Source organism: Cellulomonas sp. URHD0024 (assembly GCF_000426185.1).
Lineage (GTDB): Bacteria > Actinomycetota > Actinomycetes > Actinomycetales > Cellulomonadaceae > Cellulomonas.
Genome location: NZ_AUEW01000010.1, coordinates 1 through 21,665 on the forward strand (window position 1 = coordinate 1; position 21,665 = coordinate 21,665).

Here is a 21,665-nt window from a genome sequence, read left to right on the forward strand (position 1 = left end):
AGCACGCCGCCAGCGTTCGTCCTGAGCCAGAATCAAACTCTCCGTAAATGTCAACTGGCACCCCACCACCGAAGCAGCAAGGCAACCGACAAAACGAAACGGCTCCACCGGTTCAACCCGGCAAGCCAATCAGATTCGGCTGTATGCGGCATCGCCTTCCACGGAGGTAGAAGAACGACACCCATCTCAACCAAGACCCACCCACCTCAGCACCCCCCACCCATCGGGCAAGAAACACCTCAGCAGACGAGCCATATGGCATCGACTATTTGGCACACTGTTGAGTTCTCAAGGAACAGACGCGCATCTCCTCCGGATCTTTCGACCCGTCCGAGAGGCTTTGTCGTTCTGAAGCCTACCTGGCTTTTCGGCCGCTCTCCGCCACCCTCTCGGGCTGCATCAGCGGGCCTGAAGCCCGTCCCTCATCCCTGCTTCAGGGCGCACGAAGCGCCTGAAATTCAGTTCGAGGGGTGGCCACCCCTGGGGACCAGCCACCGTGGTTCGATCCGCGGTGTCCGTTCCTCCCTCTCGGGGCGACATCGAGAACAGTACGCGCGTCGTGCGGCAGGTGGCAAATCACTGCGCGGTGACGCCGGTCACCAGGGCGGCCGAACGTGGCGAAGACCCAGGTCAGGCGCGCGAAGGGCCCGCGAGATCGCCTCGCGGGCCCCTGTGCGCACTCGAGCGTCAGGCCTGGGCGTCCACCACCGCGAGCGTGCGCTTGCCGCGCCGCAGGACCGCGAAGCGGCCGTGCAGGAGGTCGTCGGCGGTCAGGACGGCGTCCTCCGTCGGTACGCGCACGTTGTTGACGGAGGCGCCGCCTTCGGCGATGGCCCGCCGGGCGGCGCCCTTGCTCGCCACCACACCGGTCGCTGCGAGCAGGTCGGCGACGGAGTCGCCGGCCTTCCCCGGCGCCGACGGCAGCTCGGCCACCGCGGCCGTCAAGGTCGCCAGGGTCAGGTCTCCGAGCGAGCCGCGGCCGAACAACGCCTGGCTCGCCGCGACCACCTGGTCGGCGGTTGCTGGCCCGTGGACGAGCGCGGTGACCTCGTACGCCAACGTCCGCTGAGCCTCGCGTGCCGCCGGCGCGGTGGCCACGGCGTCGGCCAGCGCATCGATCTGCTCGCGGGAGAGGAAGGTGAACACCTTGAGGTAGCGCACGACGTCGCCGTCGTCGGCGTTCAGCCAGAACTGGAAGAAGGCGTACGGCGACGTCATCTCGGCGTCGAGCCACACGGCGCCCGACTCGGTCTTGCCGAACTTGGTCCCGTCGGCCTTCGTGATCAGCGGCGTGGCGAGGACGTGGACACCGATTCCGTCGGTCTTGCGGATCAGCTCGACCCCGGACAGGAGGTTGCCCCACTGGTCGCTGCCACCGGTCTGCAGCGTGACGCCGTGCCGGCGGAACAGCTCCAGGTAGTCCATGCCCTGCAGGATCTGGTAGGCGAACTCGGTGAAGCTGATGCCCGCCTCGCTGCTGAGACGGCGGGCGACGGTGTCCTTGGCCAGCATCGTGCCGAGTCGGTAGTGCTTGCCGACGTCGCGCAGGAAGTCGATCGCGGACAGCGGTGCCGTCCAGTCGAGGTTGTTCACCATGGTCGCGGCGTTCGGACCGTCGAAACGCAGGAGCGGCTCGATCTGCTTGCGGATGCGCTCGACCCACCCGGCCACGACCGACGGGTCGTTGAGCGTGCGCTCCCCCGCCATGCGCGGGTCACCGATCAGCCCTGTGGCACCGCCGACGAGGGCGAACGGGATGTGGCCGGCGTCCTGCAGCCGTCGGATGGTGAGGATCTGGACGAGGTTGCCGATGTGCAGGCTCGGCGCGGTCGGATCGAAGCCGCAGTACAGCGACACGGGCCCGGCGGACAGCGCGGACCGGAGGGCGTCGAGGTCGGTCGCGTGGGCGATCAGGCCGCGCCACTCGAGGTCGTCGAGGACATGGTTCATGGGGAAGCTCCAGGATCAGGGAGAGGGTGGGCCGGCGGTCGGGTGCAGGCCGACGTCGTCGCTCGTCAGGGAGCGTCTACCGACGTCGGCGGCCGATACGCGGGCCGGTACGCAGAGACCGTCCGCTCGTCGGTGAGCCAGTAGCGCCACGGGAACCGGCTGCCCTCGCCGCCGGAACCTGCGACGCCGACCCGCGGGCCGGACTTGTGGGTGGGCTGCGCCAGCACCTGCTGGCGGTGCAGCACGACGTCCCCGCCCGCCTCCGTGACGTCCGCGCCGTTGGCGCGCATGTCGAGCCCGAGCGCGACGGCCAGGCGCGCGGGCCCGCGGGCGAGCTGGCGCTCGGAGTCGACGACACCGACCGCCTCGCGTCGCCTCCGTGCCAGGTCGGCGCCCTCCACGATCTCGCCGGCGCGCAGCAGGACCGCCGCGGGCGTACCCGTGGGTTCGGCGACGATGTTGAGGCAGTGGTGCAGTCCGAGGTGCCGGTAGACGTACAGCCGACCCGGCTCCGCGAACATCGCCGCGTTGCGCGCGGTGCGGCCACGGAAGGCGTGCGAGCCCGGGTCGTCGGCACCGGCGTAGGCCTCAACCTCGGTGATGCGGAGCGTGACGTCTCCCTGGGGCGAGCGGGACGTGAGGTAGGCGCCGAGCAGGTCCCGCGCCACGGCGTGCACCTCGCGCGAGAACCAGACCCGGGCCGGGACGACGAAGAACCCACGCGGGTCGGCCACGTCCGGCGACTCCGGGCGGCTCTCGGGCAGCGTGCTCACGGGCCCATCCTGCCGTACGACATCGAGGCACCGCCGCCGGACACCACCGCGCCGAACGCGTCGAGCCGCACATCGGCACGGGCCCGCGTGCCTTCCCGGGCGAAGTGCACGGCCTCGTCGGCCATCCAGGTCACCCAGTGCTGGCGAGCCTCGACGCCGTCGCGCGCGAGACCGCGCTCGAGTCGCAGGTCAGGCGTTGCCTCGACCCAGACGCGCAGGACCGCGAGGTCGTCGACGGCACGCCGGGCGGACCCGCAGCCTTCCAGCACGAGCAGGTCGACGACCGGGACGTCCACCCAGTCGGCGAACGCTCCGACGGACCAGTCGTACCTCTGGAACCGGCCCGGCAGCCCGCGGCGCAACGGTTCGAGGACCTGGGCGGAAAGTCGCGGCCAGAGGGAGCCCTCGAGGCCTGACCATCCCTCGTACAGGTCGTCGAGGTGCACGACGTGTACCGAAGCGCCCAGCTCGGCGGCGTCCCGGGCGACGACGGCCGCAGCTGTCGTCTTGCCCGAGCCCGCCGGACCATCGATAGCGACCAGCCGCACACGACCGAGGCGAGGCCGGGCGGCCAGCGCGCGCGCCGCGATGCTCATCGGCCGCTCAGGACGTCCAGGTCCGCAGCTGCGCCGAGCGCGCCCGAGCGCGAACCAGCTGCTCCGCCACCCGCACCGGAGCCGTGCCGCCGACGGCGCTGCGCGACGCCAGCGAGCCCTCGACAGTCAGCACCGAACGCACCTCCGGCGTCAGGTGAGGCGAGATCGCAGCCAGCTCCTCGTCGGTGAGGTCCCACAGCTCGATGGCCGGCTCGTGTTCCTCGCACGCCCGGACGCAGGCGCCCGCGACCTCGTGGGCCACCCGGAACGGCACGCCGTTGCGGACGAGCCACTCCGCGATGTCCGTCGCCAACGAGAACCCCTGCGGGGCCAGCGACGCCAACCTGCCCAGGTCGAAGGTCAGCGTCGCGACCATGCCTGCGAACGCCGGCAGCAGGATGGTGAGCTGGTCGATCTGGTCGAACACCGGCTCCTTGTCCTCCTGCAGGTCGCGGTTGTACGCCAGCGGCAGGCCCTTGAGCGTGGTGAGCAGCCCGGTCAGGTCGCCGACGAGACGCCCGGCCTTGCCGCGAGCGAGCTCGGCGATGTCGGGGTTCTTCTTCTGCGGCATGATGCTCGACCCCGTGGAGTAGGAGTCGTGCAGCCGGACGAAGCCGAACTCCTTCGTCGCCCAGAGGATGACCTCCTCGGCGAGCCGCGAGATGTCCACGGCGGCCATCGCGGAGACGAACGCGAACTCGGCGACCACGTCGCGCGCGGCGGTGCCGTCGATCGAGTTCTCGACGGGACCGTCGAACCCGAGCTCGGCGGCGACCGCGGCAGGGTCGAGGCCCAGGGAGGAGCCCGCCAGCGCGCCGGAGCCGTACGGCGAGCGCGCTGCGCGGGCGTCCCAGTCCTGCCACCGCTCGACGTCCCGCAGGAGCGGCCAGACGTGGGCGAGCAGGTGGTGGGCGAGCAGCACCGGCTGCGCATGCTGCAGGTGGGTACGGCCGGGCATCGGTGCGTCGCCCGCCGCGGCGGCCTGGTCGGCCAGGGCGTCGGCGACGTCGAGAAGCAGAGCCGCGACCAGTCGCGCCTGCTCCCGCAGGTACATGCGCACGAGCGTGGCGATCTGGTCGTTGCGCGAACGGCCGGCCCGGAGCTTGCCGCCCAGGTCCGCGCCGGCTCGGTCGATCATGCCGCGCTCGAGCGCCGTGTGCACGTCCTCGTCGGCGAGGACGGGCAGGAAGGCACCGCTCTCGACGTCCGTGCGCAGGCGCTCCAGGGCGTCGATCATCCCTGCCAGCTCGTCGTCCGTGAGCAGACCCGCACCGTGCAGGACCCGGGCGTGCGCGATCGAGCCCGCGATGTCGTGCCGGGCGAGCCGCCAGTCGAAGTGCGTCGACTGCGACAGCGCCTGGAGCGCCTCGGACGGGCCGCCGGCGAACCGGCCGCCCCAGAGGGCCGCGGACGCGGTCGGCGGTGCCGTCGACGCGGCGCTGACCTCGTCAGCCACTGATCCCGCCCTGCGAGCCGAGGTCCACGCCGTTGCCGAAGCGCACGTCGCGCGCAGCGGCGAGCTTCGAGCTGAGACCGTAGATCTCGATGAAGCCCTTGGCGGCGGCCTGGTCGAACGTGTCGCCGGTGTCGTAGGTGGCCAGGTTGAAGTCGTACAGGCTCGCGTCCGACCGGCGGCCCGTGACGGTCGCGCGGCCACCGTGCAGCACGATCCGCACGTCGCCCGAGACGTAGCGCTGGGTGTCGTCGACGAACACGTCGAGGGACTTCTTGAGCGGCGAGAACCACTGGCCGTCGTAGACCAGCTCGGTCCAGCGCTGCTCGACGCCCCGCTTGAACCGGGCCTGCTCGCGCTCGACGGTGACGTTCTCGAGCTCCTGGTGCGCCGCGATGAGGGCGATGGCGCCGGGCGCCTCGTAGACCTCGCGTGACTTGATGCCGACGAGGCGGTCCTCGACGATGTCGATCCGACCGATGCCCTGGGCACCCGCGCGACGGTTCATCTCCTGGATCGCCTGCAGCGGGGTCACCGGGACGCCGTCCAGCGCGACCGGCACGCCGGCCTCGAACGTGATGATGACCTCGTCGGCGACCGGCGGGAACGTCGGGTCGTCGGTGTACGTGTAGACGTCCTTGGTCGGACCGTTCCAGATGTCCTCGAGGAAGCCCGTCTCGACCGCACGGCCCCAGACGTTCTGGTCGATCGAGAACGGGTTGTGCTTGGTCGTCTCGATCGGCAGCGCGTTGCGGGTGGCGAACTCGATGGCCTTGTCGCGGGTCAGGGCCAGGTCGCGGACGGGTGCGAGGCAGGTCAGGTCGGGCGCCAGCGACGTGATGCCGACCTCGAAGCGGACCTGGTCGTTGCCCTTGCCGGTGCAGCCGTGGGCGACGGTCGTCGCGCCGAACTGGCGGGCGGCGCGGACCAGGTGCTTGACGATCACCGGGCGGGACAGCGCCGAGACCAGCGGGTACCGGTCGAGGTAGAGGGCGTTCGCCTTGAGGGCGGGCATGCAGTACTCGTCGGCGAACTCGTCGCGCGCGTCGGCCACGTAGGCCTCGACGGCTCCGCAGTCCAGTGCGCGCTGACGGATGACGTTCAGGTCCTCGCCACCCTGACCGACGTCGACCGCGACCGCGATCACCTCGGCGCCGGTCGCCTCGGCGATCCAGCCGATGCCGACGGAGGTGTCCAGGCCGCCGGAGTAGGCGAGGACGACGCGCTGAGTCATGAAAGGTCTCTCTTCTTCTTCGTGAGGTGGGATCAGTCTGCCGGTCGCGCGCGCGGGGCGACGTCCGGTCGGGCATCTGTGGCCAGGGCAAGGAACCGAGCGGCAAGCGTGGCGCCCGTCTCGCCCTCACGGGCGATCACCAGGACCGTGTCGTCCCCCGCGATCGTGCCGAGCACCGCGGGCAGGATCGAGTGGTCGATCGCCGAAGCGAGGAACTGGGCGGCGCCGGGCGGGGTGCGCAGCACGACGAGGTTCCCTGACGCCTCCGCCGTGACCAGCAGCTCGGCGCACAGGCGCGCGAGGCGAGAGGCGAGCATCTCTTCGTCGGGACCCGTGGACGGTGCATTGCGGCCACCACCCTCCACCGGGACGGCGTAGGCCAAGGCGCCCGACGGCGTGCGGATCTTGACCGCGCGCAGCTCGACGAGGTCGCGGCTCAGCGTCGCCTGCGTGACAGAGACGCCCTCGGCGGCCAGGAGCTCGGCGAGCTGCTGCTGCGAGTGCACGAGGCCACGGGTCAGCAACGACGTGACGAGCGCGTGCCGCGCCGCCTTGGTGTGCGGAACGCTCGACGTCACGCTCACGACTGCTCCAGCAGCCACGTCAGCAGTGCCTTCTGGGCGTGCAGACGGTTCTCCGCCTCGTCCCAGACCACGGCCTGAGGACCGTCGAGGACGTCGGCGGTGATCTCCTTGCCGCGGTAGGCCGGCAGGCAGTGCAGGACGATCGCGTCGGGCGCGGCCAGCGCCATCGCAGCCGAGTCGACGCGGTACCGGACGAACGGTGTCTCGCGCTCGGCGGCCTGGTCCTCCTGCCCCATCGACACCCAGGTGTCCGTCGCGACGACGTCAGCGCCGGTCACGGCTTCGGCGAGATCGTGCGTGACCGTCACCGAGCCGCCCGTGGACGCGGCGACGTCGGCCGCGGCAGCCAAGATCGCCGGCTCGGGGACGAAGCCCTCCGGCGTCCCGACGCGCACGTGCAGGCCTGCGGTCGCGCCCCCCAGCAGGTAGGAGTGCGCCATGTTGTTCGCGCCGTCGCCGACGTACGCCAGCGTCTGGCCGGACAGCGCGTCGACGCCGCCCCGGTGCTGCGCGATCGTCATGAGGTCCGCGAGGATCTGGCACGGGTGGAACTCGTCGGTGAGCGCGTTGACCACCGGGACGCCCGACAGCGCCGCCATCTCGTCGAGCCGCGCCTGCGCGTGCGTGCGCCAGACGATCGCGGCCACCTGACGCCCGAGCACGCGCGCCGTGTCAGCGATCGACTCGCGCTGGCCGATCTTCGCCAGGTTGCCGTCGACGATCAGGGGGAACCCACCGAGCTCGGCGATGCCCGCGCTGAACGAGACCTGCGTCCGCAGCGTCGGCTTGTCGAAGATGACCGCGACGGGCTTCGGGCCCGCGAGCGGGGTGCGCAGGAAGTGATCGGCCCGGAACTCCAGGGCGAGCTCGAGAACGGCCCGCTGCTCGGTGGGCGACAGGTCGTCGTCGCGCAGGAAGGAGCGAGTCATGACGCCAGCCCTGCGAGGAAGTCCACGAACTGCCCGGCCTGCTCGTCGGTCAGGACGAACGGCGGCGCGAGCCGGATCGTGGTCGGGTTGACGGCGTTGACGATGAAGCCGGCGGTGAGGGCCTTGTTCGCGACCTCGGAGGCCACGGGCCCGTTCAGCTGGATGCCGATGAGCAGGCCCTGACCGCGAACACCGACGACGAGCGGGTTGCCGGTCTCGGCCAGCCGAGAACGGAGCCGGTCCCCGAGGCCGCGCACGTGGTTCAGCAGCCCGTCGCGTTCGATGACCGCGATCGTCGCCAGCCCGGCCGCAGACGCGACCGGGTTCCCGCCGAACGTGGAGCCGTGCTGACCGCGACCGAGCAGGGTCGACGTCTCCGGGCCGTACGCGATGAGGGCACCGACGGGGAAGCCGCCGCCGAGGCCCTTGGCCACCGTGACCGCGTCGGGCACGACGCCTCCGCCGATGTGGGCGTGATGGTGGGCCATCCACGCGCCGGTGCGGCCCATACCGGTCTGCACCTCGTCCAGGATGAGCAGCGCACCGTGCTCGGCAGTCAGGCTGCGCGCGAGCGCGAGATACCCCGGCGGAAGGGGCAGGACGCCGGCCTCTCCCTGGATGGGCTCGACGAAGAGCGCGGCGACCTGGTCGCCACCGTCGGCGAAGGCAGCCTCGAGGGCCTGCGAGTCCCCGAACGGCACGAACTCGACACCGCCGGGCAGCGGTTCGAACGGCTCCCGGTACGCGGGCTTGTGGGTCAGGGCAAGTGCGCCCATCGACCGCCCGTGGAACGACCCCTCGAGCGCGAGGATCCGCGGCCTCCCCGTGCGGCGGGCCAGCTTGAACGCGGCCTCGTTGGCCTCGGTTCCGGAGTTGGTGAGGAAGACGTGGGAACCCTGCGGCGCGCCGGCGAGCCCGATCAGCCGCTCCGCGAACGCGATCTGGGTCGGGCTGCCGAAGAAGTTGGAGACGTGCCCGAGCGTGCCCAGCTGGGCGCTGATCGCCGCCGTGAGCGTCGGGTGGGCGTGCCCGAGCGAGTTGACCGCGATACCGCCGAGCAGGTCGAGGTAGCGGACTCCGTCGGCGTCCCAGACGTACGGGCCCTCACCGCGGACCAGCACCCGCTGCGGTGCCCCGAACGTGTCCATGACCGCGTGCGTGTACCGGTCGGCCCAGTCGGCGACCGAGCCGTCGACGGCGGGCACGGGCAGGCTCGCGTCGGGCACCACGTCGGCCCGGTGACGGCCGCGCTGCAGATCGGTCATCAGTGGACTTCCTGCTCGTGGTGCGGGACGACCGGGACGGGCGCGGTGAAGGGGGCGTCGACCGGCTCCTCGTCGGGAAGGACCATGGTGCCGATGCCCTCCGACGTGAAGATCTCGACGAGGATCGAGTGCGGTTCCCGGCCGTCGATGACGTGCGCGCGGCCGACACCGCCCTCGACGGCACGCCAGCAGGCTTCCATCTTGGGCCGCATGCCGGCGTCGAGGCTCGGCAGGAGGGTCGCGAGCTCGGCCGCGCGGAGACGACGCACGAGCGAACCCTTGTCCGGCCAGCTCGTGTAGAGCCCCTCGACGTCCGTGAGCACGATGAGCTTGCGGGCACCGAGCGCCACCGCGAGCGCCGCCGCCGCGGTGTCCGCGTTGACGTTGAGCACCTGGGTCGGGTCGTCGAGGTCGGGCGCCACGGTCGAGACGACCGGGATGCGGCCCGCGTCGAGCAGGTCGAGCACGGCACCCGGGTTCACCTGGACGACGTCGCCGACGAGGCCGACGTCCACGGGCTCACCGTCCACCAGCACCGAGCGCCGACGTGCCTGGAACAGGCCTCCGTCCTCGCCGGAGAGGCCGACCGCGTGGGGGCCGTGCGCGTTGAGCAGCCCGACGAGCTCGCGCGAGACCTGGCCGGTGAGCACCATCCGCACGACGTCCATGGCCTCGGGCGTCGTCACCCGCAGCCCTCCGCGGAACTCCGACTGGATGCCGAGCCGGTCGAGCATCGTGTTGATCTGCGGACCGCCCCCGTGCACCACGACCGGCCGCAGCCCGACCTGCCGCAGGAACACCATGTCCTGCGCGAACGCGCGCTTGAGGGTGTCGTCGATCATCGCGTTCCCGCCGTACTTCACCACGACCAGCGCACCCGCGAACTTCTGCAGCCACGGCAGCGCCTCGATGAGCACCTCGGCCTTCTGCTCGGGCCGCAGGTCGGTGCGGGTGTTGAAGATGAAGTCCGTCATGTCGAGTACGCGCTGTTCTCGAGGACGTAGTCGTGCGTCAGGTCGTTGGTCCACACCGTGACGACCTCGGCCCCGGCGTGCAGGTCGATGAGCACGTGCACCTCGCGGTTCGCGGCGAGGTCGACCTCGGAGCGAGGCGCGTACGCCACGCCGGCCTTGCATACCTGGACGCCGTTGATGCTGACATCGAGCTGGTCGGGGTCGTAGGGCGCGACGCTCTCCGGGACGGTGCCCACCTGCGCGAGGACGCGACCCCAGTTGGGGTCGTTGCCGAACATGGCGGCCTTGAACAGGTTCGACCGGGCGACAGCTCGGGCGACGGCCAGACCTGCCGCCTCCGTCGACGCACCCATGACGGTCACCGCGATGTCGTGGGTCGCGCCTTCGGCATCGGCGATCAGCGCCCGGGCGAGCTGCGCGCACACCTGGGTGAGCCCGGCCGTGAACCCCGCCGGGTCCGGCACCGCACGGCTCGCACCGGAGACCAGCAGGGTCACCGTGTCCGACGTCGACATGCAGCCGTCGGAGTCGATCCGGTCGAAGGTCTGGCTCACCGCTGTACGCAGCGCGGCGTCGGCCGTCTCTGCGTCGACCACGGCGTCCGTGGTGATGACGCACAGCATGGTCGCCAGGCCGGGCGCCAGCATGCCCGCGCCCTTCGCCATGCCGCCGACGGTCCACTCCCCGTGGTCGCCGGGGACGGTGAGGTGTGCCGTCTTGGGGACGGAGTCGGTCGTCATGATGGCGACGGCCGCGTCGTACCCGCCCGTCCGGGACAGGTGTGACACCGCGGTGTCGACGCCCGCGAGAACCTTGCCGATGGGCAGCGGCTCACCGATCAGCCCGGTCGAGCAGACGACCACGTCACCGGGCGAGATCTCGAGGATCGCGCCGACCTTCTCTGCCGTGCGGTGCACGTCGAGGAAGCCGTCGGGACCGGTGCACACGTTCGCGCCGCCGGAGTTGAGGACGACCGCGCTCACGACGCCGTCGGCGACAGCCTGGCGCGACCAGACGACGGGCGCTCCGACCACCCGGTTCGTCGTGAAGACCGCCGCCGCCACCTGCGACGGGCCCTCGTTCACGACGAGGGCGAGGTCGGGACGACCGGAGGACTTCAGGCCGGCGACCACGCCCGAGGCCTGGAAGCCCGCGGCGGCGGTGACGCCCGGCGAGGGATCGGCGAGCGCGTCGAGGGTCTCGATCGTCATGGTGCAACTCCGTCCAGTGGGAGACCGAGGGTCTCGTCGAGCCCCAGTGCGAGATTGAGCGACTGCAGGGCGCCGCCGGCGGTGCCCTTGACCAGGTTGTCGATCGCGGTCACCGTGACCACGCGCCCAGCGCGCTCGTCCACGGCGACCTGCACCAGGGCGGTGTTGGCGCCCAGCGTCGCAGCCGTCGTCGGCCAGTGCCCCTCGGGCAGCAGGCGCACGAACGGCTCGTCCGCGTAGGCGTCCTGCCACGCGGCGCGGACCGTCGACGGGGCGGTGCCCGGGACGAGTCGCGCCGTGGCCGTCGCAAGGATCCCGCGGGACATCGGCACGAGCGTCGGGGTGAACGAGATGGTCACCTGCGAGGCGCCCGCCGAGCGCAGGTTCTGGCCGATCTCCGGGATGTGCCGGTGCGTGCCGCCGACGGCGTAGGGCTGCGCGGAGCCGAGGGCCTCGCCGGCGAGCAGGTGCGTCTTGAGGGACTTGCCGGCGCCCGAGTAGCCGTTGGCCAGGACCGCGACCAGGTCCGTCGGCTCGATCAGGCCCGCCGCGACTCCGGGCTGCAGACCGAGCGAGACGGCGGTGACGTTGCATCCGGGCACGGCGATCCGGGTGGCGCCCCGCAGGGCCGCCCGCTGCGCGGACGCCGTCCGCTCGCCTGCGTGCAGCAGCTCGGGCAGGCCGTACGGCCACGTGCCGGCGTGCGCGCTGCCGTAGTAGGCCTCCCAGTCGGAGGAGTCCACGAGCCGGTGGTCCGCACCGAGATCCACGACGATCGCACCGTCGCCCCGGGCGGCCAGCTCCGCGGCGACGGCCCCGCTCGCGCCGTGCGGCAGCGCCAGGACGACGACGTCGTGCCCCTGCAGCGCGTCGACCCCTGTGGGCTCGAGCAGACGGTCGGCGAGCGAGCGCAGGTGCGGCTGGTGCGCGCCGAGCAGCGAGCCCGCGTTGGAGTGGGCCGTCAGCGTGCCGATCCGGGCCTCCGGATGGGCGAGCAGCACACGCAGCATCTCGCCACCGGCGTATCCGCTGGCACCCGCGACCGCGACCGTGAACGTCATGTGCATGAACATACACGGGGTTGCACGAAGATACGAAGGCATCCGTCGGGAAGATTGCCGGCGGTCGTCGCGTTGGCCCAACGTGCGCGCAATCCACGCCTCCGCCGCAGGCGGTCCAGACGTCCTCGAGCTCGTCGAGGTGCCCGATCCGACGGCCCGACCCGACGAGGTCGTGGTGCGGGTCGCCGCGGCAGGTATCAACTTCATCGACACGTATCGCCGCTCGGGCGTGTACAAGGTGGCGTTCCCGCACGTCGTGGGCTCGGAAGGCGCGGGCACGGTCGTCTCGGTGGGCGCCGCGGTGACCGAGTTCGCCGTCGGGGACCAGGTCGCGTGGGCGTCGGCGCCCGGCTCGTACGCGGAGCTGGTTCGCGTCCCGGAGCGTGAGCTGCTGCCCGTACCGGCCGGCGTCGACCTGCAGGTCGCGGCGGCCCTCCCGCTGCAGGGCATGACCGCGCACTACCTGGTCACGTCCGTCTTCCGGCTCGCCCAGGGCCACGACGTCCTCGTGCACGCGGGCGCCGGTGGCGTGGGCCTCCTGCTCACCCAGCTCGCCGCGGCGCGCGGCGCCCGCGTGATCTCGACGGTCGGCAGTGCGGACAAGGAGCGCCTCGCACGCGAGGCAGGCGCGGCGGAGGTCATCCGGTACCGCGAGCTCACCGATCTGACGCACGACCTGCCGGCGCAGGTGAGGGCGCTGACCGACGGTCTCGGCGTGCATGTCGCGTACGACTCGGTCGGCAAGGACACCTTCGACGCCTCGCTCACCTCGCTGCGCCGTCGCGGCACCCTGGTCCTGTTCGGTGCCTCGTCCGGCCCTGTGCCGCCCGTCGATCCCCAGCGCCTCAACCACGCGGGCTCTCTCTACCTGACGCGCCCCACGCTCGGCGACTTCACCGCGACGCGCGAGGAGCTGACCTGGCGTTCGCACGAGCTGTTCGACGCCGTGCTCGCGGGCTCGCTGGACGTCCGGATCGGCGCCACGTTCCCCTTGGCGGACGCGGCCGACGCCCATCGCGCGCTCGAGTCGCGCTCCACGACCGGAAAGGTCCTGCTCCTCCCGTGACGACCATCCCGCTGAACCAGACCCGCCTGTCCGTCGAGATCTGGTCCGACATCGCGTGCCCGTGGTGCTACATCGGGAAGAAGCGTTTCGAGACGGCCCTCGCGCAGTTTCCCTTCCGCGAGCAGGTCGACGTCACGTGGCGCGCGTTCGAGCTCTCGCCGGATGCGCCGAGCGGTCCCGGGCGGCCCGAGATCGACGCCCTGGCCGAGATGAAGGGCATCCCGCGTCCGCAGGTGGAGCGCATGTTCGCCCAGGTGACGGCCGTGGCCGCCGGTGAGGGGCTCTCCTACGACTTCGACCGGACGCTGTCCTTCAACACGTTCGACGGGCACCGTCTCGTGCATCTCGCTGCGGCGACCGGTGGGTCGGCGCTCTGCGATCGTGTGCTGGAGGCGATCTACTCCGCGCACTTCGAGCACGGCGAGGACCTCGGCGACGACGAGACGCTCGTGCACATCGTGACCGAGGCCGGTCTCGACCGGCAGGCGGTCAGGGCCGTCCTCGCCGGGAACGACTTCGCCGATGCAGTGCGTCGCGACGAGGCGCAGGCGCGGACGATCGGCGTGACCGGCGTGCCGTTCTTCGTCGTCGACCGGCGCCTCGGCGTCTCGGGCGCACAGCCCGCAGAGGTGTTCACCCAGCTGCTCGACGAGGGCTGGAAGGCGGTCAACCCGCTGGTCGGCCTTGCGGCCGCCGACCCTTCGGCCGGGGCGTGCGTGGACGACTCCTGCGCCTTGTGAGCGGGCGTCGGTCCCCCGCGCCAAGATCAGGGACATGACCAACGTCCTGCTCCTGCACCACGCCCAGGGTCTGACGCCCGGCGTCCTCGCGTTCGCCGACGGCCTTCGCGTCGCCGGCCACACCGTCCGCGCGCCCGACGTCTACGACGGGCACACGTTCGACGACCTCACCTCCGGCATCGCCTACGCGGACGAGGTCGGCTTCGAGACGGTGCGGCAGCGCGGCGTCGCGGCCGCTGAGGGTCTGCCCGCCGACACCGTGTACATCGGGCTGTCGCTCGGCGTGATGGCGGCCCAGCAGCTCGCCCAGACCCGGCCGGGCGCCGCCGGAGCCGTCTTCGTCGCCTCGTGCCTGCCGGTGTCCGAGTTCGGTGGCTGGCCGGCAGGCGTCCCGGTGCAGGTGCACGCCAAGAGCGCCGACCCGATCTTCGTCGACGAGGGCGACCTCGACGCCGCGAAGGAGCTCGTCGCCACGGCGGAGGACGCCGAGCTCTTCCTGTACCCGGGCGACGAGCACCTGTTCCTGGACGACAGCCTGCCCGCGTACGACCCGGAGGCGACCGCCGCGCTGACCGCACGTGTGCTCGCGTTCCTGGAGCGCTGACAGGGGCCGGTACTGCGCCGCCGCTCGACGGTGCCGGTCCCACGGCCCGTCGACGTCTGTCCGCCGGTCAGGCGCAGACGCACTCGCGCACCACGACGTCGTCTGAGCATCACCGCCGTCGGGAGGGGGCCCCCGGACGACGGATCCGGTTCCCGGCGGTCGGTCAGCGGGTGCGGACCGTCACCGGCGCGCTCGTGCTGGGCCTGACGTTCGCTGCGTCGTTCGGAACGAACGTGGCCGTGTAGGTGTGCAGACCCGTCGTGCCCGACGGAACCGTGCCGATCGCGACCCCGCGCACCACGTCCAGCGTCCGGATGACGGTGGCACCCTCCTTGATCTGCACCTTGCCGGACGGCTGCGCCCCGTTGTCCTGCCCGACGTCGACGAGCAGCACCGACGGGACGAACCGGAAGCCGGGCGTCGCTGCGAGCGACGTCGTCGTCGTGACCTGCTGGACGACGACCTGGACGGGTGCGGACTGCGAACCCGTCACGCCTGCGTCGCCGGCGAACCGGGCGACGACCGGGTACGTGCCCGCCGGCGTGCCGGCGGGCAGCCGGTAGGTCGCCGTTCCGCCCGAGAGCGGGACGGAAGCCAGCACCGTGGACCCGGTCACGAACTGCACGTTGCCGGTCACCGGAGCCGAGGAGCTGACGGAGGCAGTGAGCAGCACCCGGGTGGAGGCGCCGAACACCTGGCTGGCGGGTGACGCCGTGAGGGTCGCGGTCGAGGACGGAACGGCCTTCGGGACCGACAGGCCGACGATCACCGGGTCGTGGTCGGAGGAGCGGTACTCGTCGGGGGCGTAGAAGCGCGTGCCGTGGTAGTTGTACCGGCTGTACTCGAGGGCGACGGACTCCTCGGCGTTGATCTCCCAGATGTCCGCGCCTGTGGTCCGCGCCAGTGCCGGACCGTTCAGCAGCACGTGGTCGAGCGATCCTGACGTGCCGCCGAACGAGTACGAGTACTGCCCGGGTGCCAACGTCGAGGCCGCGTCGGTGTAGCCGGCGTCGTAGAGGACCTCGAGCGGGTCCTCCTTCGTGTAGGAGTTGAAGTCGCCGACGAGCGCGACCGACTCCGCGGCGCCCTGGATAGTCGGCACCCAGTCGCGCAGCGCCTCGGCCTGGGCGACGCGGGACGCGTTCGACGCACCCTGGCCGTCGCCGGTGTCGGCGTCGCCGTCTAGCGGACCGGCCGACCCCTTGGACTTGAAGTGGTTCACGACGACGAGGACCTGGTCACTTCCGCCCACCCGCTGGAACGTCTGCGCGATCGGCTCACGGGCGTTCCCGAACGCCTCGTCGTCCGCGCTCGCCGTGCCGAGCGCGTGCGACGAGCCGACGCGCTCGACGGCGGCCGTCTTGTAGATGATCGCGTTGTTGATCACGTCCATCTCGGAGACGACCGGGAGGTCCGCCGACGAGCGGACGTACGCCCAGACGTCGGTGCCAGCGGCTGTGTTGAGCGCAGCCACCAGGGTGCTCACGGCCTCGTCCTGGACACCGTCGACGACCAGGGAGTTCTCGATCTCCATCAGCCCCACGACGTCCGCACCGAGCGCGTTGATCGCGGTGACGATCTTGTCCTGCTGACGCTGCAGGTCGTCGGGGTCCCACGCGCCGCGGAGGTCACAGTCCTTCTGGACGGTCACCGGGTCGCCGACGCGGTCGGTGTACGGCACGCAGGTGGAGTCCGACCGACCGAGGGTCGTGAAGTAGTTGAGCACGTTGAACGACGCGACCTTGAGGTCACCCCCGACCGGCTCGGGTGCGGTGGTCCGGGTGTTCTCGAACGTGACCGCCGCCGGTCCCGGTGTTGTCGGGTTGAGCTTCCACAGGGTGTTCCGCCAGTCGACGACGACCGGCGCGGTCAGGGTCGCCGCCGCGCCGACCCGCAGCGGGTTGGTCAGCGAGATGTACGGCGGTGTGAGGCTGGAGCCGGCGGCCGACAGGAAGTTCGTCGACGAGCCGTCGTCGAGCGTGACCAGACGGGCCGCGTCGTCCGCCGCGACGGCCGCGGCCTGCGCAGTGCCCGGGCGGGCCACCTCGGTCGTCTGCAGCAGAGGCGTCGTCCCCACGGCGAGGCCGACCTCGCCGAACTGGTTCGTCGAGAAGGTGTTGGTGACCGTCAGGTCGCCGGTCGGCTGGAAGAGCATCGACTCGAGCGACTCGCGTGCGGCATCTGTTGCGGGCCATACGGCCGAGACGGGTGTCACCGCCGGGGCGGCCGGCAACGGCGTCACGCCGCCCGCGGCGACGGTGAGCTCCGTCAGGCCGTTGAACTCGCTGACCTTCCCCGTCACCTGCACGTGGTCGCCGATCGTCACCGAGCCCACCGTCGCCGACGAGAACACGAAGATCGCGTCCGACGCCGTGTGCGACGCGTCGATCGCTCCCCCGGTCCCGGGCGTCTGGATCACGTAGCCGTTGAAGCCGCCGGTCGGGTAGGCCGCAGTCACGATGCCGTCGGTGCGGACCGTCTGCCCGGCCATCGTGGAGGCCGCGCCGGTGCCTTGGATCGTGGCGATCGTCGCGTCGACGGTCCCGCCCGGGCCGCCGGGGGCCGTGGTCGAGCTCTGCGGCGTCGGCACACCGACCACGAAGTCTGCCGCGTTGTCGGCCGTGTTCGAGTGCGTCGCGTTGCGCGCCACCGAGGTCGCGCTGGCGGGCGCGGGCGTCGGACCGGTGCCGGCGAACCCGGTCGTGACCGCGCCGAACGCGACGAGGTCGACGACCGCCGGGTCGGCGGCGCAGGTGCCACCGCAGGTCAGCGCTCCGCCCGAGCTCACCAGCGCCACCTTGCCGCTCGTGGCGCCCATCGGGATGGCGCCGACGACATCGCCCGTCACCGCGGGGGCCGCAGTGTTCGCGCCCTGCGCCTCGGCCACGAGCAGGTACCCGCCCGCGGCGATCGACGTGCCGGCGAGCGACGTCACCTGCCAGGTCACCCCGGCCGCCGAGGCGTACTGCACCGACCACGCGCTGACGTCGACGGCGGCAGCGCCAGGGTTGTACAGCTCGACGAAGTCGCGGTCGAACGGTGCGCCCGAGTTGCCGCCGCCCCCGTAGACCTCGTTGATGACGACCGGCGCGGACGCCGAGACGGCCGCCTGCGCGGTCCCGGTCCCGAGCACCGAACCGACAAGAACGAGGGCGAGGGCGGCGGCGCCCCCTGTGAGTGACTTGAGCGGTGGGCGCACGTCGGACGTCTCCTTCGTCGGGACCTCGGCGGCTCCACGCCGACCGCGCCCCACACTGGGGGAATGTCCGGAACGTCGCAACTACTGCCGAGTAGCCATCGGGTGAACTCCTGCGATGACTTCGTCTCTACGGTGCGTGACCAGCCCGGATGCGCAACCGGACCCCGAAGCGACCGATGCGACGCTCCGGGGTCCGTTCACACTGCGGACGCTCTCGTCTCAGGCTCGAAGCGTCGCGCCGAACCTCCGGTTCGCCTCGGCGACCACGGCCTCGCGCACGGCAGCGGTCTCCTGGGCCGTCAACGTGCGGTCGTCGGCGCGAAGCCGCAGCGCGAACGCGAGCGACCGGTTGCCGGACCCCACCTGCTCACCCTCGTAGACGTCGAACAGCCGGATCTCCTCGACCACGTCGCCCGCCGAGGACGCGACAGCCCCGACCCGGACCGCCTCGAGCACATCGGATGCCGGCACCTGCGCCGAGACCACGAGGGCGATGTCCTCCTTGGCCACCGGGAACGTCGAGACGGGCCGGGCCTGGTACGGCTCCGTCGGCGCGGCGGCGAGCAGCGCGTCGAGGTCGAGCTCGAACGCGACCGCACGGGCGGGTAGCCCGTACGCGGCGACGACGTTCGGGTGCAGCTCTCCGGCATGGCCGACGAGCACCCCGTCCACCGACAGGCGTGCGCACCGTCCGGGGTGCCACGGCGCGTGGTCCGCGTCGGCGGTGACGGTGAGCTCGACAGCCAGCACGTCCGCGACGAGACGCGCGGCGGCGATCGCGTCGGTGTGGTCGACCCGACGCCCGGTGCCCCACCAGCCGGCGGGCTCGCGGGTTCCGGCGAGCACACCGGCGACCCGGCGGGGCTGCGGCGGGACGGCCGCCTCGATCGCGGCGAGGTCGGCGTCGGACGGGCGGACGCCACCGGGCAGCTGCGGAGCCGCGGGAGCGTCGGCATGTGGCCGCGTGACCAGACCGATCTCGAAGATCGCCACGTCCGTCGCCCCGCGGCCGACGTTGCGCCGCGCGGCCTCGAGGAGTGTGACCAGCAGGTTCGTCCGCATGAACGCCTGCTCGTCGGACAGCGGGTTGACCAGGCGCACCGCGTGTCGGCGGTCGTCGTCGGCGGGCAGCCCGAGGGCGTCGAGCTGGTCGGTGCCGACGAACGGGTACGTCAGAACCTCCACGAGGCCCGACTCGGCGAGCGCGCGCGCCACCGACCGCCGGGAACGCTGGTTCTCGGTCAGACCACGACCACCGGGCGCCGCGGGCAGGATCGACGGGATCCGGTCGTAGCCGTGCAGCCGCGCGACCTCCTCGACGAGGTCCACCGGGACCACGAGATCGGGTCGCCACGACGGTGCCGTGACCCGGACGGCGTCGGGACCCGCGTCGTCCACGAGACACCCGATCGACGTCAGCACGTCGCGCACCTCGTCGGGCGAGTACTCCACGCCGACCAACCGCGCGGGAAGGTCGAGCGGGAGAACGAACGACTCTCGGGGCACCACGTCGTTCACGTCGGTCACCTCGGCGTCGGCGACGCCGCCGCCGTACTGCACGAGCAGGTCCACCGCGCGCGCGACGGCGACCCGCGGCAGCTGCGGGTCGACGCCGCGCTCGAAGCGCTTCGCAGCCTCGCTCGGCAGCTTGTGCCGACGCGCGGTGCGCGCCACAGAGATCGGGTCGAAGTGCGCCGCCTCGATCAGCAGGTCGGTGGTGTCCGGACCGACCTCGCTGTCACCCCCGCCCATGACCGCGGCCAGGCCGATCGGCCGCGACGCGCGGACCCCGCCCGGGCTGTCGGTGATGAGCAGGTCCTCGGGGTCGAGCACGCGCTCGACGTCGTCGAGCGTGCGGATCTTCTCTCCGGTCACCGCCCGGCGCACGACGATCGGAGCGGCGACCTTCGCCAGGTCGTAGGCGTGCAGAGGCTGCCCGAGGTCGAGCATGACGTAGTTGGTGACGTCGACCGCGAGGCTGATCGGACGCATGCCCGCCTGCTGCAGCCGGCGTTGCATCCACAGTGGCGCCGGGTCGTCTGCCCGTACGCCGCGCAGCACCTGCGCGACGAACCGGTCGGCGCCGGGCACCCCGTCGATCGGAGCGGCATCGTCGATCTCGACGGCGAAGCCACCACCGGCAGCGGGGAGGGCGCTCGTCGGCAGGCCGTGGTCCGTGAAGGGCGCACCGGTCGACAGGCTGTACTCCCGGGCGACGCCACGCATCGAGAAGCAGTACCCACGATCCGGCGTCACGTTGATCTCGAGCACCTCCTCACCGAGCCCGAGGAGCTCGCGCGCGTCGGTGCCGGGTGCGGCCTCGATGCCGAGACGCGAGAGCACGATGATCCCGTCGTGGTCCTCCCCGAGACCGAGCTCACGCTGGGAGCAGATCATCCCGTCGGAGACGTGCCCGTACGTCTTGCGCGACGCGATCGCGAACGGTCCGGGCAGCACGGCACCGGGCAGCGCGACGACGACCGAGTCGCCGACGTCGAAGTTGTGCGCACCGCAGACGATGCCTCGAGGCGCCCCGCCGGGCTCGTTGTGCTCCGGCCCGACCTCGACGCGGCACCAGTTGATCGTCTTGCCGTTCTTCTGCACCTCGGGCGTGCGCTCGAGCACGAGGCCGACCACCAGCGGACCGGTCACGGCGGCAGGCAGGATCGCCTCCTCCTCCAGCCCCACGCGCACGAGGTCCGCGGCCAGCTTCTCGGCGGTGAGGTCCGCCGGGATCTCGACGTGCTCCGCGAGCCACGTCAGAGGGATGCGCGGCATCAGATCTCCGTCCCGAACTGGGTGGAGAAGCGGATGTCGCCCTCCACCATGTCGTGCATGTCTGCGATCCCGTGCCGCAGCATGAGCGTCCGCTCGATGCCCATCCCGAACGCGAATCCCGAGTAGACCTCGGGGTCGATGCCACAGGCGCGCAGCACGTTCGGGTTGACCATCCCGCAGCCGCCCCACTCGATCCAGCCGGCGCCACCCTTCTTCTGCGGGAACCAGAGGTCCATCTCCGCGCTGGGCTCGGTGAAGGGGAAGAACGACGGCCGCAGCCGGGTGCGGGCCTGCGGCCCGAAGATCGCCTGCGCGAAGTGGTCGAGCGTGCCCTTGAGGTTGGCCATCGTCAGGCCCTTGTCCACGGCGAGGCCCTCGACCTGGTGGAAGACCGGCGTGTGCGTGGCGTCGAGCTCGTCCGTGCGGAACACCTTGCCCGGGCACGCGATGTAGACGGGCAGGTCCCGCTCCAGCAGCGTGCGCGCCTGGACCGGTGACGTGTGGGTGCGCAGCACCAGCCCGGGCGTGTCGACGAAGAACGTGTCCTGCATCTGCCGAGCCGGGTGGTCGACGCCGAAGTTCAGCGCGTCGAAGTTGAACCACTCGGCCTCGAGCTCGGGTCCCTCGGCAATCTCCCAGCCCATCGCGACGAAGATGTCCGCGATCCGCTCCGAGAGTGCCTCCAACGGGTGTCGGGCGCCGCGCGGGTGCCGGTCCGTGGGAAGGGTGACGTCGACGGTCTCCTCGACGAGGACGCGTGCGTCACGCTCGGCCTCGAGCTGGGCCTGGCGGTCGGCGAGCGCCGCCGCGAGACGCGCCTTCGCCTGGCCGAGCAGCTTGCCGGCGGTGGCCTTGTCGGCCGGCTCCAGGCCGCCGATGGCACGGTTGGCCAACGCGATGGGGCTGCGCTCCCCCACGTGCTCGAGCCGGGCGGTCTTCAGGGCGTCCAGGTCCGACGCGGCATCGAGGGCCTTGACGGCGGCCTCCACGGCGGCGTCGATGCCTGCGGCGTCGAGCGGGGACAGGGCGGTGTCGTCGGACATCCTGACCTTCCAAAGTGTTCTGCGGCAGCCGGTGTTCGGCACGGCTGTCGGCCGGACACGAGCGCGCCCGGGCCGGCGGACAAGTCTAGAGGCGCCCGATCCGGGGACGAGCAGCCAGTCCGGCGATGGACGGCCCGCTCAGGTGCGCGTCAGCGGCGCGGCCCGGGAACGGGCCTGGGAAATCGGCGACCACCGGCCGCCTGCG

At 71.8% G+C, this 21,665-nt stretch carries 17 protein-coding genes; 3 read left to right on the plus strand and 14 right to left on the minus strand.

Annotated features, from left to right (window positions below; translation table 11 throughout):
* Positions 1-687: 687 nt before the first annotated feature.
* From tyrS to argC, 11 genes are all read right to left on the minus strand, one after another.
* The gene (gene tyrS, locus I847_RS0111400) at positions 688-1,950 is read right to left on the minus strand and encodes a tyrosine--tRNA ligase (RefSeq protein WP_028049783.1); all 1,263 of its coding nucleotides are present in this window, start codon (positions 1,948-1,950) and stop codon (positions 688-690) included.
* A gap of 65 nt (positions 1,951-2,015) precedes the next feature.
* The gene (locus I847_RS0111405) at positions 2,016-2,714 is read right to left on the minus strand and encodes a DNA-3-methyladenine glycosylase (protein ID WP_051274846.1); all 699 of its coding nucleotides are present in this window, start codon (positions 2,712-2,714) and stop codon (positions 2,016-2,018) included.
* A 5-nt stretch (positions 2,715-2,719) separates the two neighbouring features.
* Positions 2,720-3,319 (minus strand): uridine kinase, encoded by a 600-nt coding sequence (locus I847_RS0111410; RefSeq protein ID WP_028049785.1) that lies wholly within the window; start codon positions 3,317-3,319, stop codon positions 2,720-2,722.
* A 7-nt stretch (positions 3,320-3,326) separates the two neighbouring features.
* Positions 3,327-4,775, minus strand: a complete 1,449-nt coding sequence (argH, locus tag I847_RS0111415; RefSeq protein WP_028049786.1) for an argininosuccinate lyase — start codon at positions 4,773-4,775, stop codon at positions 3,327-3,329.
* Positions 4,768-6,006 carry an argininosuccinate synthase gene (locus I847_RS0111420; protein ID WP_028049787.1) on the minus strand — a complete coding sequence of 413 codons (1,239 nt, stop codon included), beginning with the start codon at positions 6,004-6,006 and terminating at the stop codon, positions 4,768-4,770. The genes argH and I847_RS0111420 overlap by 8 nt, the downstream gene beginning before the upstream one ends.
* A 32-nt stretch (positions 6,007-6,038) precedes the next feature.
* Positions 6,039-6,590 (minus strand): arginine repressor, encoded by a 552-nt coding sequence (locus tag I847_RS0111425; protein ID WP_028049788.1) that lies wholly within the window; start codon positions 6,588-6,590, stop codon positions 6,039-6,041.
* Complete coding sequence (gene argF, locus I847_RS0111430) at positions 6,587-7,519, minus strand: ornithine carbamoyltransferase (RefSeq protein ID WP_028049789.1); 933 nt, start codon at positions 7,517-7,519, stop codon at positions 6,587-6,589. The genes I847_RS0111425 and argF overlap by 4 nt, the downstream gene beginning before the upstream one ends.
* Positions 7,516-8,784 (minus strand): acetylornithine transaminase, encoded by a 1,269-nt coding sequence (locus I847_RS0111435; RefSeq protein WP_034610063.1) that lies wholly within the window; start codon positions 8,782-8,784, stop codon positions 7,516-7,518. Before I847_RS0111435 ends, argF begins: the two co-directional genes overlap by 4 nt.
* Entirely contained in the window at positions 8,784-9,758 is a 975-nt protein-coding gene (gene argB, locus I847_RS0111440) for an acetylglutamate kinase (RefSeq protein WP_028049791.1), read from the minus strand. Before argB ends, I847_RS0111435 begins: the two co-directional genes overlap by 1 nt.
* Positions 9,755-10,969 carry a bifunctional glutamate N-acetyltransferase/amino-acid acetyltransferase ArgJ gene (argJ, locus tag I847_RS0111445; RefSeq protein WP_028049792.1) on the minus strand — a complete coding sequence of 405 codons (1,215 nt, stop codon included), beginning with the start codon at positions 10,967-10,969 and terminating at the stop codon, positions 9,755-9,757. Before argJ ends, argB begins: the two co-directional genes overlap by 4 nt.
* Entirely contained in the window at positions 10,966-12,030 is a 1,065-nt protein-coding gene (gene argC, locus I847_RS0111450; protein WP_196804547.1) for an N-acetyl-gamma-glutamyl-phosphate reductase, read from the minus strand. The genes argJ and argC overlap by 4 nt, the downstream gene beginning before the upstream one ends.
* An 82-nt stretch (positions 12,031-12,112) precedes the next feature.
* Between argC and I847_RS0111455 the strand changes: the two genes are divergently transcribed.
* From I847_RS0111455 to I847_RS0111465, 3 genes are read left to right on the plus strand one after another with little or no spacing between them, the layout of a single operon-like run.
* On the plus strand, positions 12,113-13,096 hold the full coding sequence (locus I847_RS0111455) for a quinone oxidoreductase (protein WP_028049794.1): 984 nt from the start codon (positions 12,113-12,115) through the stop codon (positions 13,094-13,096).
* Positions 13,093-13,836, plus strand: coding sequence for a DsbA family oxidoreductase (locus tag I847_RS0111460; RefSeq protein WP_028049795.1), 744 nt, complete (start codon positions 13,093-13,095; stop codon positions 13,834-13,836). Before I847_RS0111455 ends, I847_RS0111460 begins: the two co-directional genes overlap by 4 nt.
* A 34-nt stretch (positions 13,837-13,870) precedes the next feature.
* Positions 13,871-14,440, plus strand: coding sequence for a dienelactone hydrolase family protein (locus I847_RS0111465; RefSeq protein WP_028049796.1), 570 nt, complete (start codon positions 13,871-13,873; stop codon positions 14,438-14,440).
* Positions 14,441-14,603: 163 nt separating this feature from the next.
* On the opposite strand, the gene I847_RS23370 is transcribed toward I847_RS0111465, so the two are convergent.
* The 3 genes from I847_RS23370 to I847_RS0111480 form a co-directional block, all read right to left on the minus strand.
* A complete protein-coding gene (locus I847_RS23370) occupies positions 14,604-17,639 on the minus strand; it encodes an ExeM/NucH family extracellular endonuclease (protein ID WP_081680849.1) in 3,036 nt (1,011 codons plus the stop codon).
* A gap of 219 nt (positions 17,640-17,858) precedes the next feature.
* Positions 17,859-20,417: a phenylalanine--tRNA ligase subunit beta gene (pheT, locus tag I847_RS0111475; protein ID WP_028049797.1), complete on the minus strand. Its 2,559-nt coding sequence runs from the start codon at positions 20,415-20,417 to the stop codon at positions 17,859-17,861.
* The gene (locus tag I847_RS0111480; RefSeq protein ID WP_028049798.1) at positions 20,417-21,460 is read right to left on the minus strand and encodes a phenylalanine--tRNA ligase subunit alpha; all 1,044 of its coding nucleotides are present in this window, start codon (positions 21,458-21,460) and stop codon (positions 20,417-20,419) included. The genes pheT and I847_RS0111480 overlap by 1 nt, the downstream gene beginning before the upstream one ends.
* Between the last annotated feature and the right edge of the window lie 205 nt (positions 21,461-21,665).